Origin of the sequence: Bacillus sp. MHSD_36 (assembly GCF_030757775.1) — a bacterium.
Taxonomy (GTDB): domain Bacteria; phylum Bacillota; class Bacilli; order Bacillales; family Bacillaceae_G; genus Bacillus_A.
Map to the genome: position 1 here is coordinate 930341 of NZ_JAVBIS010000001.1, position 14154 is coordinate 944494.

Consider the following 14154-nt stretch of genomic DNA (forward strand, 5'->3'; position numbering starts at 1 on the left):
CATCACATACTACAATAAGTACACATAATTGGAATGGAGGTAATACTAAAATGGCACACGAACAACATAGTTCAGTAAATGACGTTCTACATCATTATAAAGAAGGTATCGGTAGTTTTACAAACCAAATCCCTGAAATTGCTGAAACATATAATGCATTTACGCAAGCTTGTTTTCAAGAGGGTTCTTTAACTAAAAGAGAAAAACAACTTATTGCATTAGGAATTAGTCTAGCAACGCAAGATGAATATTGTACCGTTTATCATACAAAAGGTTGTCTTGATCAAGGGTGTTCAGATAAAGAAATTCTGGAAGCGTGTGGTGTATCAGCAGCATTTGCTGGCGGAGCTGCAATGAGTCAAGCGGTAACTTTAGTGCAAGAGTGTTTAACAGAACTGAAAAATCATAAGCATTGAATAGAAAAGAACGTTTTAAACTTTATGTTTAAAACGTTTTTTATGTGAAATTAAATTTGTATTCACTTTAATATTTTATATCTTCATAAATCGAATTCTCTACATCAGGAAGAACTGTGTATATGCTTTTACCGATTAAAGCTTCTAATTCTTTCTTAATTGCATAAAACCCTTTCCAATGTAATGATGTATGAGACGTTGTACCGTGACGTAAACCAACGGAAATCAATCTTCTTTCCAGCGTAGTAAAACCATCCGCGTCAGCAAGAGCATCACAAAGAGTAATTACTTTATTGTATAAATCGTAGTTACAATGTTCATTCAATATTTCAACTAACTGGATTCTCATATGGTCAGGAACGAGACTCCACTCCGCTGCGATATCTATATGTTCATTTTTGCATGGGAATGAGTGTGTAACACAAATAACAGCATTTCCTGTATACCCTAAATCATTCATATACATATAACCATCATAGGAATGAATGACCGATTTGGTAAAACCTTTGTATCTTCCGATATCATGCAAAAGGGCAGCATTATATGCTATATCAGCATCTAGGTTATACCCATTTTTAATAAGTTCTATAATTATGTTTTCAGTTGCCTGAGCAACATTTATTGAATGTTCAAACCAAGGACCGGGGTTTTGTTCATATGCCCATTCGAGTAATTCTTTTGCATATGTTCTATCTACTATATATTTCATATCGTTATCCTTTCCCTAAAAAATCATGTTTTAAAGAATTTCATCTTAGTATATCATTATTCCTGCTTTAAAAATTGGTACAATGAAACAAAAGGGGGATTAATAATGCAAAATTTAGTAATTGAAGAGATTAAGAAAATAAATGATGATATGGAAGAGCTTTCTGAACTTTTGAAAACGGTTGCAAATGATGAGGCGTCAATTGGTTTTTTACCTCCACTGGATCAAAAAGAATCAGAGAAGTATTGGGAAACTGTTTTAGCACCAGAAATAATCTTATATGTTGCTAAAATAAATAATGAAGTGGCAGGGAGTATTCAATTACATTTAGTTACAAAGCCTAATGGGATTCATAGAGCTGAAATTTGTAAGTTAATGACTCATCCAAACTTTAGACGTAATGGCATTGGACGTTCACTTATGCAAAAAGCAGAGGAACGAGCGAAGCAAGAAAATAGGTCTCTTTTAGTGTTAGATACGAGAGAAGGAGACCCTTCAAATAGATTATATAAATCATTAGACTATCAAGAAGCTGGAAAAATACCAGAATACGCAATTTCTCCAAATGGTAGTTTAGACGCGACAGTTATTTATTATAAAGTTATATAAGTTGTGATTAAAAGGTGAACATGTTTAAAAAATAAAATTTATTTAATGTACGAATTGAATTTGAGAAAGTTTTTAGAGGGTTCTTTTCGTTATGCTCCTTGACTTATAATGGATGTAGAGAAGATGACTAGCCAACTATAGTTATTTTCGCTTTATTATGGGAAAGGGGATGACGTGATGAAAACGAAAGGTTTACAAAAGGTGAAGAAAGTTATATTAAGTGGTGGCATATTACTTACGGGGTTGTTAACTTTCGGTTTTTCAGAAAAAGCTTCAGCTCATGGATATGTTGAATCACCAGCAAGCCGTTCTTATTTATGTAAGCAAGGGGTAAATGTAAACTGCGGACCAATTCAATATGAGCCGCAAAGTGTAGAAGGAATAGGTGGATTCCCGCAATTAGGACCTTCTGATGGACAAATTGCAGGAGCTGGTCATTTCCCTGCTTTAGACATTCAAACAGTTGATAGGTGGAAGAAAGTTACGTTAAACGGCGGCGCGAATACATTTAAGTGGAAATTAACCGCACCACATAGTACGAAAGAATGGAAATACTATATTACGAAAAAAGATTGGAATCCAAATAAACCTTTAACGAGATCTGATTTGGATTTAGTACCATTCTATGTAAAAAATGATGGAGGAGCTAGACCAGGAACTTCGGTAACACATGAAGCAAACGTACCAACTGATAGAAATGGATATCACCTTATTTTAGCTGTGTGGGAAATTGCAGACACTGGGAATGCATTTTATCAAGTTATAGATGTCAACCTTGTAAATAACGGTTTAGCATCAAATTTCCCGCTAAATCATGTAGTGCAAGCTCCTAGCTTATTTTAAATAAAGTGAAACTTTAATCAGTGGGGGGTCTTACTGCCCATTAAAGCGGGATAAAATATACAGTTTGATCATCTAATTCATTTTAGATGATCTTTTTTTATGAAAAATGATGAAAAATATAGAAGAAAGTGCAATTATTTATAAAAAATTATGCTTTAAATATTGTCATATTTGCTTCTTTAAGATATCCTTTTCATGAAGAGGTGGAAAACATGGAAAAAGTACTAGTTTTCGGGCATAAAAACCCAGATACAGATGCAATTTGCTCTGCAATTGCTTATGCAGAATTAAAAAAAGAATTAGGAATGAATGCTGAGCCTGTACGTTTAGGCGAAATCAGCGGTGAAACTCAATTTGCGTTAGACTATTTTAAAGTAGAAGGACCGCGTTTTGTTGAGACAGTTGCAAACGAAGTGGACAACGTTATTTTAGTTGATCATAACGAGCGTCAACAAAGTGCTAACGATATCGAATCTGTTCGTGTGTTAGAAGTTATTGACCATCACCGTATTGCTAACTTTGAAACAAGCGATCCTATTTACTACCGTTGTGAGCCAGTTGGTTGTACAGCTACAATCTTAAACAAAATGTACAAAGAAAACGGCGTTACAATTCGTAAAGAAGTTGCAGGTTTAATGTTATCTGCAATCATTTCAGATTCTTTACTATTCAAATCTCCAACTTGCACAGAGCAAGACGTAGCGGCAGCTCGTGAATTAGCGGAAATCGCTGGTGTAGATGCTGATAACTACGGCTTAGAAATGTTAAAAGCTGGTGCTGATTTAAGCGGAAAAACAATGGAGCAATTAATCTCTCTTGACGCTAAAGAATTCCAAATGGGTAATGCGAAAGTTGAAATTGCACAAGTAAACGCTGTTGATACAAACGACGTTCTTGTACACCAAGCGGAACTTGAAAAAGTTATCTCTGCAGTAGTAGAAGAAAAAGGTTTAGACCTATTCTTATTCGTTGTAACTGATATCTTAACTAACGATTCTGTCGGTCTTGCGATCGGTAAAGCAGCAAACGTTGTTGAGAAAGCATACAACGTATCTCTAGAAAACAACACTGCTACTTTAAAAGGTGTTGTATCTCGTAAAAAACAAATCGTACCAGTATTAACAGAAGCATTCCAAGCTTAATAGTATTGAGTATGGTTTAACAAAAAGGACAAGTAGTCGGATTGGCTACTTGTCCTTTTTTATCTATAAAAAAAAGAAAATTCAAACTAGGTAATGGGAGGATTGTGTATGTTTAATGATTTAGAAAATAACTTACAGTCACTTTTAGAGCGAAATATTGCTTCTGTTTCAGAATTAGAGAGTTGGCTTTTGGATGAAAGGCGTGTAACTGCTGAAATAGAAGAGGAGATAACAAGTAGTTTAATCGCCACGTATAGAGATACAAATGACAGAAATATACGTGGTTTACATATGTATAATCAAAATACAATCCAACCAATTTTAAAAAGATACAATGCAAAATTTGATCAGAAATTTAGAGAGTGCGCGTTTTCCGACTTATTAGATGAGCAGAAATATGGATTTATGAAAAAAGCAAGATTAGTAAAAAGTAAAATGTTTAATGAAAAGAAAGTTACCCTTTCCGTTAAAGAGCAAGAGCATATTACGAAATATAGAGAAATAATGTCTAACATATCTATTAATTGGGAAGGTGAGCAAAAGACATATGCATTTGTAAAAGCAAAATTAGATAACCCAAATAGAGTTATTCGTAAAAAAGCCTGGTACGCTTTATGTGAAGCGAGAAGTGTAGTGAAAATAGATATAGATTTTATTTTGAATGAACTTGTACAATTGCGGAATGAAATGGCTTTAAATGCGGGATTTAATAATTATAGTGAATATGCTTTCAAACAAAAAAATAGAGATTATAGTATTGAAGAATGTTATAAGCTTCATGAATCTATAGAAAAGTATATTGTCCCCATTTGGAAACAGTTAGGAAGTCTTTCTAAAAAAAATCTCGGTGTAAAAAGATATCGCCCTTGGGATCTTACGCTAGGTAATGTACCAAAAGCTCCATTTCAAAATGCCATTGATTTATTGAGTGGGGTGGAAGAAATGTTTCGGAAAACAGATTTATATTTTTATGAAAAATTTATTTATATAAGGAAAGCTGGATTTATTGACGTAGAAGAACGTGAAAATAAAGCACCGGGAGCTGCTTGTTTTACCTTACCTCATAGTAAAGAGGTTTTTGTGTACTCTAATTTTAGTCCATCTTTTTATGCAATTAATGCACTGATACACGAATTGGGGCATGCATTTCATTTTTATAAACAATTTAATAATGAAAGTAGCATGCAGGAAAGGTATCTTCGTGAAGAGGTGGCTGAGCTGTATTCTCTCAGCCTTGAGTTACTAGTAATGGAAAAGCTTAATATCTTTTACAAGCAAGAAGAATATAAAGAAGTGCAGCGAGTGCAATTATATCGTACTTTGTCTTTATTAATATCGTCAGTTGCAGGAGATGTATTCCAGCACTGGCTTTATACAAATCCAAACCATACATCAGAAGAGCGTGATAAGAAATACGCCGAACTATGCAAGAGGTATCAATATTCATCAGTCGACATTACAGGATTAGAGAATGAAATCAGTTCGAGTTGGTTAGAGACATTTCACTTTGTTCAGTTTCCTTTTTATAAAATTGAATATGCAATTGCACAAATTGGGGCAATGCAATTGTTTCAAATTTACCGGGAAGACCCAGAAAAAGCAATTGCTTTCTTTAAAGAAGGTGCGAGTGCAGATTGGAATTTATCCATACAAGAAATATATGAAAAAACAGGTGTCACGTTTGATTTTTCGGAAGAAAGGATAGAAAGTACTGCAAATGTTATTTTGGATTTGATTAATGAATTAAAATAAGGATAGCATTTGCTATCCTTATAACTGTTTGTTCGTAGATTTTTTCTTGTTTATATAAAATGTAATAATAGCTGTAATGAGAAAAATAGGTATAGCATACGCTTGCCCAACAAACAATTTCCAGCCAACATGATTATAGCCTTGAGATGATGGAGCAATCATAGCGATTATGCAAACAATAATATAGAGTACTAGTGCAGGGAGTATATTTTTCATATGTTCACCTCCTTCTAAAGATATTATATTTGATTATTCGTATACTCTAATTATTATTATTAAGGGCTTTGAAAAGTAAATATACCATTGTTTGTAGTATTATAATATTTACAAGGGGTGTACTATGTTTAAATAGGGGGAATGGAAATTCAAATCTTAAAAAAGTAAATTATAAGTGAAACATGCTGTTCATATGGTAAAAGATGTAATTTTATTTTTGAAATTATTATATAGCATATTGATAGAAAAATGTATAAAATAATTTATTTTATTTATGCGGGAGAAGAGGTAAGAAATATAAATGAAAAGGTTATGCATAATTCCATGCGGAAAGAAGAAAATTTGGGATAAGTATCCAGATTATGGACCGATGGAGGCAAAAGATGTATATATTAGCCCGTTCGGAAAAGCATGTCAAGCGTATGCAACTATGTTTTTCGAGAATTGGGTTATATTATCGGCGAAGCATGGATTTTTAAGGCCAAATGATACTGTACTAGAAAACTATGATCTTGCGTTTGATTCAAAGAGCGATGAGATTATTAGTATAGAACAATTAAAACAACAGATGATTGAAAAAGATTTGTTTCAGTTTGATGAAATTGTTTTACTTGCAGGTAAGAAGCATAAGAAAGTAGTAACACAATTATATTTAGAAGAAATCATTACGTATCCGTTAGTAGGTTGTAAAGGAATTGGGTATATGTTGCAGAGGTTAAAACGGGCAGTGAAGGAAGAGGAGGAAATATAAGTATAGTTTCGGTCACCATAATCTTAAATTTTATTTAGGGAGCTAAAACGTAAAATAGAGTTTTTAAGCATCGCCAAAAAGGTGATGCTTTTTGTTCGTGTCACAATTCAAGTTAATGCAATTTAGAGAACGAAGAATCAGATTTGTGAAGTGACATCACTTTTTATCCCGCTATTTGCGGGTAGTAAGACCCCCACCTCAAAATGCAGCGGAAGCAAAGAAGTTAGGTGGGGATTGGGCTGCCCGTAAAAGCCCGATTGGTGAGGGCTGATAATCAGTGGGAGATGAACAAACCCCCCCACTGATTAAAGTTTCACTCTATATCGAAAACGATTTGCCTTTACCTTTAGAAAATGTAGGATGTATGGGGACAGTTAAGATTGTAAGGGGGAATAGCAATAAGACAAGTTTTGAATATGATATTAAGAAAGGAGATGTTGATAAATAATGGCCAGATATAGTTTGCACGGAGGACACAATAGTATTGTTCAAGGGGCTAATTTTGGGAATCGGAAAGAACACGTTCTGGATAGGCAAGTTAAAGATGCTGTGGCGACTAAGTTAAGATCCCTGGGACACACGGTTTATGACGATACGGACGAGGTAGGGACAACTCAATCACAAAATTTAAATAATATCATTCGGAATAGCAATTCCCATGCTGTGGATTTAGTTATTTCTTTTCACCTTAATGCAAGTGATGGAAATGGACAGGGTGTTGAGGTTTTGTATTATGATCAGAAAGATTTGGCGGCTAAAATTTCAGCTCAACTAGCAAAAGATATTGGATGGCGTGATCGAGGTGCGAAACAACGTACAGATTTAGCAGTATTAAATGGAACGAAGGCACCGGCTATTCTTATTGAATTAGGATTTATTGATAATGAATCCGACATGGCAAAATGGAATGTTGATAAAATCGCTAATTCTATTGTATTTGCTCTTACAGGACAAACTGGAGGAGGTGCAGCGGATTTGCTCAAAGTAAAAACTGGTGGTGTAGCATTTAGCAATTTACAAGTTTTGGCTCAGGCGATGGTTGATGCGGGTATTGATGGACAAATTGTCGTTCAGAAAGATGGCATTGGTTATGCTATAACGAATGGCTATCCGTCCGGAAATATCGATAAATTTACAGCTTGGTTAGATGCACGTAAATGGTACTATGAGTACTTGAGATAAAACGAAATTTAGTTTGATTAAAAACTAAAAATTGTCTTATTTTTAGTTAATAAGTATATTAAGTAATTAATAATTATGTAACTATAAATATGGATAATGTATATGTAAAATAGTACACAAAACCACCTGTCAGAAAGGTGGTTTTATTTATCCCGCTTTAACGGGCAGTAAGGCCCCCACCTCAAAATTCGGATGAAGCAAAGAAATTAGCTGGGAGTTGCACTGCTTGTAGCCTCCTACTGATTATAGTTTAGAGCTTTGTAAGTCTTTACTTATTAAACCCGTAATAATATTTTATTTTCTCAATACATAAGCCGAATTTTAAATTATTACTAAATAATACAATACCTCTCATACTATTTATTAGATGATACTAGCAAAAAAACAAGCTTTGAATATAATAACGAAAAAGGAGATGTTAAATAATGGGTTACATTGTAGATATTTCGAAATGGAATGGCAACATTAATTGGGATATCGCAGCTCCACAATTAGATTTTGTAATTGCACGTGTGCAAGATGGTTCAAATTATGTAGATCCTTTATATAAAAATTATGTACAAGCAATGAAAGTAAGAAATATTCCGTTTGGTAATTATGCGTTCTGTCGTTTCGCTTCAGTAGAGGATGCACGGATAGAGGCGAGAGACTTTTGGAACCGTGGTGATAAAAATGCGACAGTTTGGGTAGCTGATGTAGAAGTAAAAACAATGAACGATATGAGAGCGGGTACACAAGCCTTTATTGATGAATTACGAAGATTAGGAGCTAAGAAAGTCGGTGTATACATCGCTCATCATATGTATGCTCCATTTGGAATGGCAAATGTCAATTGTGATTTTGTATGGATTCCTCGTTATGGTGGTAACAAACCAGCCTACCCATGTGATATTTGGCAATACACAGAAACAGGGAATGTAGCTGGCATAGGAAAATGTGATTTAAATAAGTTAATGGGAAAAAAACCGTTAGTTTGGTTTACTAATCAAACTGTTGAACAATCGACAAAACAAGAAGGAGTTGGAATTATAGTGAATAAATTTAGTAAAGTTGTTACGTATGAATTTGGTACAGCGTTAGTCGTAGAAATGTTAGGAATGATGGATGCTCTTGGGTATGAATCTCGTATTATCTCATATGGAGATAAACAAGGATTAGTTAGATTCGAAACAGCATATCGCCAAGGGAATGAATTAGATCGAGCGACAGCGTGGTTAGATGCTAAGGGACTTAAATATTTTTATACAAAAGAATAGTTTGCTAAATAAAAAGCCGTCATGTGACGGTTTTTTATTTTTATGTAATCTTTTAACTCTACTTATAATATGGAGAAAATAGACTAATAAACAAGCCTTTGTATACTTTCAAACATAGAATATGATGAATTCTATCAAGGAGGAAGCATATTTATGAGAAATACTTGTCATTGTGGACATTTTCAAGATTGTAATAAATTTTGGGATGATTTGATGTTTGGGAGATGTAGATGTAAACGCAATGATTTTCACGAGTGTTGTTGCAAAGAGAAACCAAAGTGTGAGTGTGAAAAATGTCATTGTAAAACAAAAGCGAAATGCCATTGTAGGCATGAAGAGGAAGGGTATTAATAATAAAAAAGAGTACGATACGTACTCTTTTTGGGGGAGATTATATTCCATCTTGAACAGATTTCTTTACAATTATCCATGTGTCTTTCTTTTTAACTGTTATAGCTATATTAGTTCCATTAGATTCCTTATAAAAGATATATCCATTGTTTGAGTTTACATATGTGACTGGTTCGCCTATGCAATCTCGCGAGCAGGATTTGTTGACTAGTTCAATTAGGGATAGTTCGCTTGGATCGGTTTTACTGGCTTCTATAACAGCATCAAGGCTTGTTTTTCGATAACCTTGCAAGTTTATATGAAAAAGCTGCTCTATTTCTCCTGTAATGCTAGTGTTCATTACTTCTACTGAATTCTTTTTTTCTTGAAGAAAGCCTTTTTCATAAAGTAATTTTGTATATCCAATCCATGCTATTAACACTAGCATGAAAAACATACCCGTCATTTTAAGCATTCGTAGTCGTTTACTTACAATAGTTTCTGAGTATTTCATTCAGTCTAATCCTCCAATGTTTTTAATTTAAAATATGCTTGGATACATACTTTTAGAAGAGGATGAAATTTAATGAGTTTTCAATAAAAAAGAAAACATCCAGAGTTAGATGCTTTCTTTTTTTGTTTTTTTTTGCTATCTGTTAGTTACTTGTTTCATAAGTGGTCTTATTTCTTTAACTGGTGGTTTCTTATCATAGGCATCAACATAAGAAAAGTAGTAGTTTAAGTTTCTTAGAAGACCTTTTCCTATTTTTGCACTTAAGAAAGGAAATACTTGTCCGGTATAATCATCGAGAGATTTACAGTAATATTTTTCATCTAAATATATACTGTATTTACATGTTAGTTCCACTAAAGGATTTCCTTCATCATCAAATACTTCTTTAGAATCAATAATATCTATTAGTGCAAATTTTTCATTGAGGTAAACTTTCTTTTTTTTCTCGTATTTATTTGTAAGTATAAAAACGAGGCCAATCGCGTTAATCAAACTATTTCCTCCTATAAAAAACGGATATTTATAAAATATATCGATATACGTTAAATGTAAAGAGGGCAGATGAAATATCATTAATAGAAAGTTTAATAAGCCGATTTGGTTTTCAAATCGGCTTATTGTTATTGGAATACTTGCGGGAATTGTTTTACGATTGCATTTGTTATCATGTCGGCCATTTCTAATGCTTCTTTTTCAATTTTATCGTATAGTTTTACACTTGCTTCAAAATCCTTATTTAGAAAGGCAAGTGCTTCCGCTTTTGTTAATGCTAAATGTTCATAAAACATTTTTCGAAATGCTTCTTTTTCTATATATGGGTTGATACTGTTAAGAAAATCGACAATTTGATCAGCGTTAGCATACCATTTCTTCTCTATAGCGGCAGCGGCATTTTGGTCACCAGCTTTTGCGGCTTTAACAAGATCCGCTGCAATGACTAAGTGGTCTTTAATTAATGCACTATATTTTTTTACAGCATCCTCACCATAGAATGGTTCAAGTGATAGTCCCATATGTGGTGCATTTTGAAGAAGACGCCCAACTGTAACGTTAACGTCTGGTAAATGAAAGACAATACTTATAATAGCTAATCTCGTCCAAGCGACATGTTGTTCCCATAAAGAACGCATATAACCTTTTAAAAAATTCTCGTTTTTACTAATTCGGTAATTACGTACAGAAGTATCAAAGTGTACATAAGGATTATGGTAGGGGGAGTAATATGATTGCCAATAAGTATACATAAACGGTAACACTCCTTTGAACATGTATAACTCAAAGTATGATGAGAATTTATATTTAGTTACGTGTCCTTGGTTATTTTGAATTCGATATGGGAAAATTAAGGTTTTCATTATGGTATATATAGATAAAGTGAATATAAAGTAAAAGAGGATCTGCAAGGGAAGTTGCAGATCCTCTAAAGGGTATTGCCGAGATGTCGGACTCGACTACGTAATATTATCATAAAATTCACTTAAAAAAACCTGGTAAATGTGTCCAAATGAAAATGGGTCTTTAATACAGTCAAAGGGATCTGCTTCCCGCGGCAGATCCCTTTAACTAGATAATGTTGATGAGCAAAAACTCATCTGGAGTACTTTTATAATAACAATTGAAAATCGTTTTGTGTATTGAGAAAAAAAGAATTGAATAATTAAATATTGAGCATTTATAGTTTACTTTTGTGATTATCACCATTTGTTGCGAGTGGAGTATGGTTATAAAATGGAGAAAAGATTTACAAGCACAACAAAAAGTGTACTGAAATATAAGATAATCAAAAAAGACCTGCTTATATAAGCAGGTCAACTTAAGGGGTTTATCCAACAGAATATTTCATATGATATCAACGGTATTGTATAAAGTCTATAAGGTTTATATTGAGAAAATTTTTGTGAATGGATACATTTCGCCCACGTATTAACGTTTAAAAAGTTGAGAAAGAAAGTGAAAAAGTTTTCTATAAGACAATAAAGGTTGGTATTTATAATATGATTCATATTTCCACGCATCATGATTTGAGAATTGGAGTTTATTCGGTACTGTTTTCTGTTTGATGGAACTAATATTATGGTGCTTCATATAGTAACCTCCTGAATTCATATGTATAAGATTAGTAGTATTCAAGAGGATTAAATAAAATGTGTACTTATTTTGAAATTCGTTTTAGTTGCTAAATAGCTTCTAAAACGTAAATAAGCATAAAATAATGAAAAAGCAGGCTGTTAGTCATGTATTCATCACTTTCATGACGCATAAGAGATGATATAATAGTAGTAGATGAAAGATATAGAAAAGCAGGTGACTCTTTTTTGTTTACAAAAGCACAAGAACTTTTAGCGTCTTATTTCGGTTATTCGTCATTCCGAAGAGGACAAGATGAAACAATTAAAAATGTATTAGATGGGAAAGATACAGTTTGTATTATGCCTACGGGCGGTGGTAAGTCAATTTGTTATCAAATTCCCGCATTAGTATTCGAAGGAACGACGTTAGTTATATCGCCCTTAATATCACTTATGAAAGACCAAGTAGATACATTAGTACAAAACGGTATTTCAGCTACTTATATTAATAGTTCGATTTCTATTACAGAAGCAAATCAACGAATTCAATTAGCGAAACAAGGCCATTATAAGTTACTTTATGTAGCGCCTGAGCGTCTTGATTCAATGGAGTTTGTAGACCAACTTATCGATATGAAAATCCCGATGATTGCAATTGATGAGGCACACTGTATTTCGCAGTGGGGACATGATTTCCGTCCAAGTTATTTACATATACATCGCATATTAGATTATCTTCCAGAGAAGCCGCTCGTATTAGCATTAACTGCTACGGCTACACCACAAGTTCGTGATGATATTTGTAACACACTTGGAATTAATCAAGAAAACACGATTATGACAACGTTTGAGCGTGAGAACTTATCATTTTCTGTTATTAAAGGACAAGACCGTCATGCATATTTGGCGGATTATATTCGTCAAAATCAAAAAGAATCTGGGATTATATATGCGGCTACTAGAAAAGTAGTGGATCAATTATATGAGGATTTAATGAAAGCAGGAGTTTCTGTTTCAAAATATCATGCTGGTATGAGTGATAACGATCGAAATGAGCAGCAAGAACTCTTTTTACGTGATGAAGTGAGTGTAATGGTAGCGACATCAGCATTTGGGATGGGGATTGATAAATCGAATATTCGTTACGTTATCCATTATCAACTGCCAAAAAACATGGAAAGTTATTACCAAGAAGCAGGACGTGCAGGACGTGACGGTTTAGATAGTGCATGTATATTGCTATATTCTTCTCAAGATGTGCAAGTACAGCGCTTTTTAATTGATCAATCGACAGGAGAATCTCGTTTTTCAAATGAACTTGAAAAACTGCAAAATATGACTGACTATTGTCATACAGAACAATGTTTACAATCATTTATTTTGCAATACTTTGGAGAAGAGCCGAAAGAAGATTGTGGACGCTGCGGTAATTGTACGGACGACCGCGAAAGTATCGATGTGACGAGAGAATCACAAATGGTTCTATCTTGTATGATTAGGACGAACCAAAGATTTGGAAAACAAATGATTGCCCAAGTTTTAACTGGCTCGAAAAATAAGAAAGTGATTGAATTTAATTTCCATACTTTACCAACATACGGCTTACTATCAAATCGTAGCGTAAAAGAAGTCAGTGAATTTATTGAGTTTTTAATTTCAGATGAATTAATCGCAGTTGAACACGGTACGTATCCGACATTAAAAGTAACGGAAAAAGGAAAAGAAGTGTTACTTGGTAAAGAGAATGTTTTACGTAAAGAACGAGTAGAGACAAGACAAATTGTTCAAGATCATCCTTTATTTGAAATACTTCGTGAAGTACGTAAAGAAATTGCGCAAGGAGAAGGTGTACCTCCATTCGTCATTTTCTCTGACCAAACGTTGAAAGATATGTGTGCGAAAATGCCGCAAAGTGACTCTGAACTTTTAACTGTAAAAGGGATTGGTGAACATAAACTTGTGAAGTATGGTTCTCATTTCTTACAAGCAGTTCAGCACTTTATTGAGGAAAACCCAAACTATGCTGAAACAATTAAGACAGAAGTGGTGACAGAGCGGAAAAAGTCAGGGAAAGCGTCAGCAAATTCTCATTTAGAAACGTATGAAATGTATAAACAAGGCATTGATTTAAATGAAATTGCGAAAGAACGTAGCTTATCAAGACAAACAATTGAAAATCATTTAATACGTTGTTTTGAAGATGGAATGGAAGTAGACTGGAATAGTTTTGTTCCTGCAGAATATGAATCACTGATTGAAACTGCCGTTCAAAATGCAGAGGGTGGTCTGAAATCGATTAAGGAACAACTTCCAAATGAAGTGAGTTACTTTATGATTCGTGCTTATTTACAAATTAGAAAGTAGA

Annotated in this window: 15 protein-coding genes; 10 read left to right on the plus strand and 5 right to left on the minus strand. The window is 33.7% G+C overall.

The features are described from left to right. Window positions 1-50: 50 nt before the first annotated feature. Entirely contained in the window at window positions 51-416 is a 366-nt protein-coding gene (locus Q9B79_RS04825; RefSeq protein WP_000929877.1) for a carboxymuconolactone decarboxylase family protein, read from the plus strand. 67 nt (window positions 417-483) lie between these two features. On the opposite strand, the gene Q9B79_RS04830 is transcribed toward Q9B79_RS04825, so the two are convergent. Further along, on the minus strand, window positions 484-1125 hold the full coding sequence (locus Q9B79_RS04830) for an HD domain-containing protein (RefSeq protein WP_000875266.1): 642 nt from the start codon (window positions 1123-1125) through the stop codon (window positions 484-486). A gap of 105 nt (window positions 1126-1230) precedes the next feature. On the opposite strand from Q9B79_RS04830, the gene Q9B79_RS04835 reads away from it, so the two are divergent. From Q9B79_RS04835 to Q9B79_RS04850, 4 genes are all read left to right on the plus strand, one after another. Next, the gene (locus tag Q9B79_RS04835) at window positions 1231-1734 is read left to right on the plus strand and encodes a GNAT family N-acetyltransferase (RefSeq protein ID WP_306182831.1); all 504 of its coding nucleotides are present in this window, start codon (window positions 1231-1233) and stop codon (window positions 1732-1734) included. Between the two features lie 177 nt (window positions 1735-1911). Beyond that, window positions 1912-2577, plus strand: a complete 666-nt coding sequence (locus tag Q9B79_RS04840; protein WP_000850059.1) for a lytic polysaccharide monooxygenase — start codon at window positions 1912-1914, stop codon at window positions 2575-2577. 212 nt (window positions 2578-2789) lie between these two features. Continuing rightward, entirely contained in the window at window positions 2790-3719 is a 930-nt protein-coding gene (gene ppaC, locus Q9B79_RS04845) for a manganese-dependent inorganic pyrophosphatase (protein WP_306182832.1), read from the plus strand. Between the two features lie 108 nt (window positions 3720-3827). After that, complete coding sequence (locus tag Q9B79_RS04850; RefSeq protein ID WP_306182833.1) at window positions 3828-5471, plus strand: M3 family oligoendopeptidase; 1644 nt, start codon at window positions 3828-3830, stop codon at window positions 5469-5471. A gap of 18 nt (window positions 5472-5489) precedes the next feature. Here Q9B79_RS04850 and Q9B79_RS04855 read toward each other — a convergent pair whose 3' ends face one another. After that, on the minus strand, window positions 5490-5687 hold the full coding sequence (locus Q9B79_RS04855; protein ID WP_306182834.1) for a DUF4017 family protein: 198 nt from the start codon (window positions 5685-5687) through the stop codon (window positions 5490-5492). A gap of 301 nt (window positions 5688-5988) precedes the next feature. Between Q9B79_RS04855 and Q9B79_RS04860 the strand changes: the two genes are divergently transcribed. The 4 genes from Q9B79_RS04860 (at window position 5989) to Q9B79_RS04875 (ending at window position 8876) form a co-directional block, all read left to right on the plus strand. After that, window positions 5989-6438 (plus strand): DUF6884 domain-containing protein, encoded by a 450-nt coding sequence (locus tag Q9B79_RS04860; protein WP_306182835.1) that lies wholly within the window; start codon window positions 5989-5991, stop codon window positions 6436-6438. 277 nt (window positions 6439-6715) lie between these two features. Further along, a complete protein-coding gene (locus Q9B79_RS04865) occupies window positions 6716-6886 on the plus strand; it encodes a hypothetical protein (RefSeq protein WP_306182836.1) in 171 nt (56 codons plus the stop codon). Continuing rightward, window positions 6886-7620, plus strand: a complete 735-nt coding sequence (locus Q9B79_RS04870; RefSeq protein WP_306182837.1) for an N-acetylmuramoyl-L-alanine amidase — start codon at window positions 6886-6888, stop codon at window positions 7618-7620. The genes Q9B79_RS04865 and Q9B79_RS04870 overlap by 1 nt, the downstream gene beginning before the upstream one ends. Window positions 7621-8045: 425 nt before the next feature. Further along, the gene (locus tag Q9B79_RS04875) at window positions 8046-8876 is read left to right on the plus strand and encodes a GH25 family lysozyme (RefSeq protein ID WP_306182838.1); all 831 of its coding nucleotides are present in this window, start codon (window positions 8046-8048) and stop codon (window positions 8874-8876) included. Between the two features lie 391 nt (window positions 8877-9267). Here the strand turns inward: Q9B79_RS04875 and Q9B79_RS04885 are convergent, their stop codons facing one another. From Q9B79_RS04885 to Q9B79_RS04895, 3 genes are all read right to left on the minus strand, one after another. After that, window positions 9268-9720 carry a hypothetical protein gene (locus Q9B79_RS04885; protein ID WP_306182839.1) on the minus strand — a complete coding sequence of 151 codons (453 nt, stop codon included), beginning with the start codon at window positions 9718-9720 and terminating at the stop codon, window positions 9268-9270. A 135-nt stretch (window positions 9721-9855) separates the two neighbouring features. After that, window positions 9856-10212: a cytoplasmic protein gene (locus Q9B79_RS04890; RefSeq protein ID WP_306182840.1), complete on the minus strand. Its 357-nt coding sequence runs from the start codon at window positions 10210-10212 to the stop codon at window positions 9856-9858. A 128-nt stretch (window positions 10213-10340) separates the two neighbouring features. Beyond that, entirely contained in the window at window positions 10341-10964 is a 624-nt protein-coding gene (locus Q9B79_RS04895; protein ID WP_306182841.1) for an acetylglutamate kinase, read from the minus strand. Between the two features lie 1071 nt (window positions 10965-12035). Between Q9B79_RS04895 and recQ the strand changes: the two genes are divergently transcribed. Next, the gene (gene recQ / locus Q9B79_RS04900; RefSeq protein WP_306182842.1) at window positions 12036-14153 is read left to right on the plus strand and encodes a DNA helicase RecQ; all 2118 of its coding nucleotides are present in this window, start codon (window positions 12036-12038) and stop codon (window positions 14151-14153) included. Window position 14154: the final 1 nt, after the last annotated feature.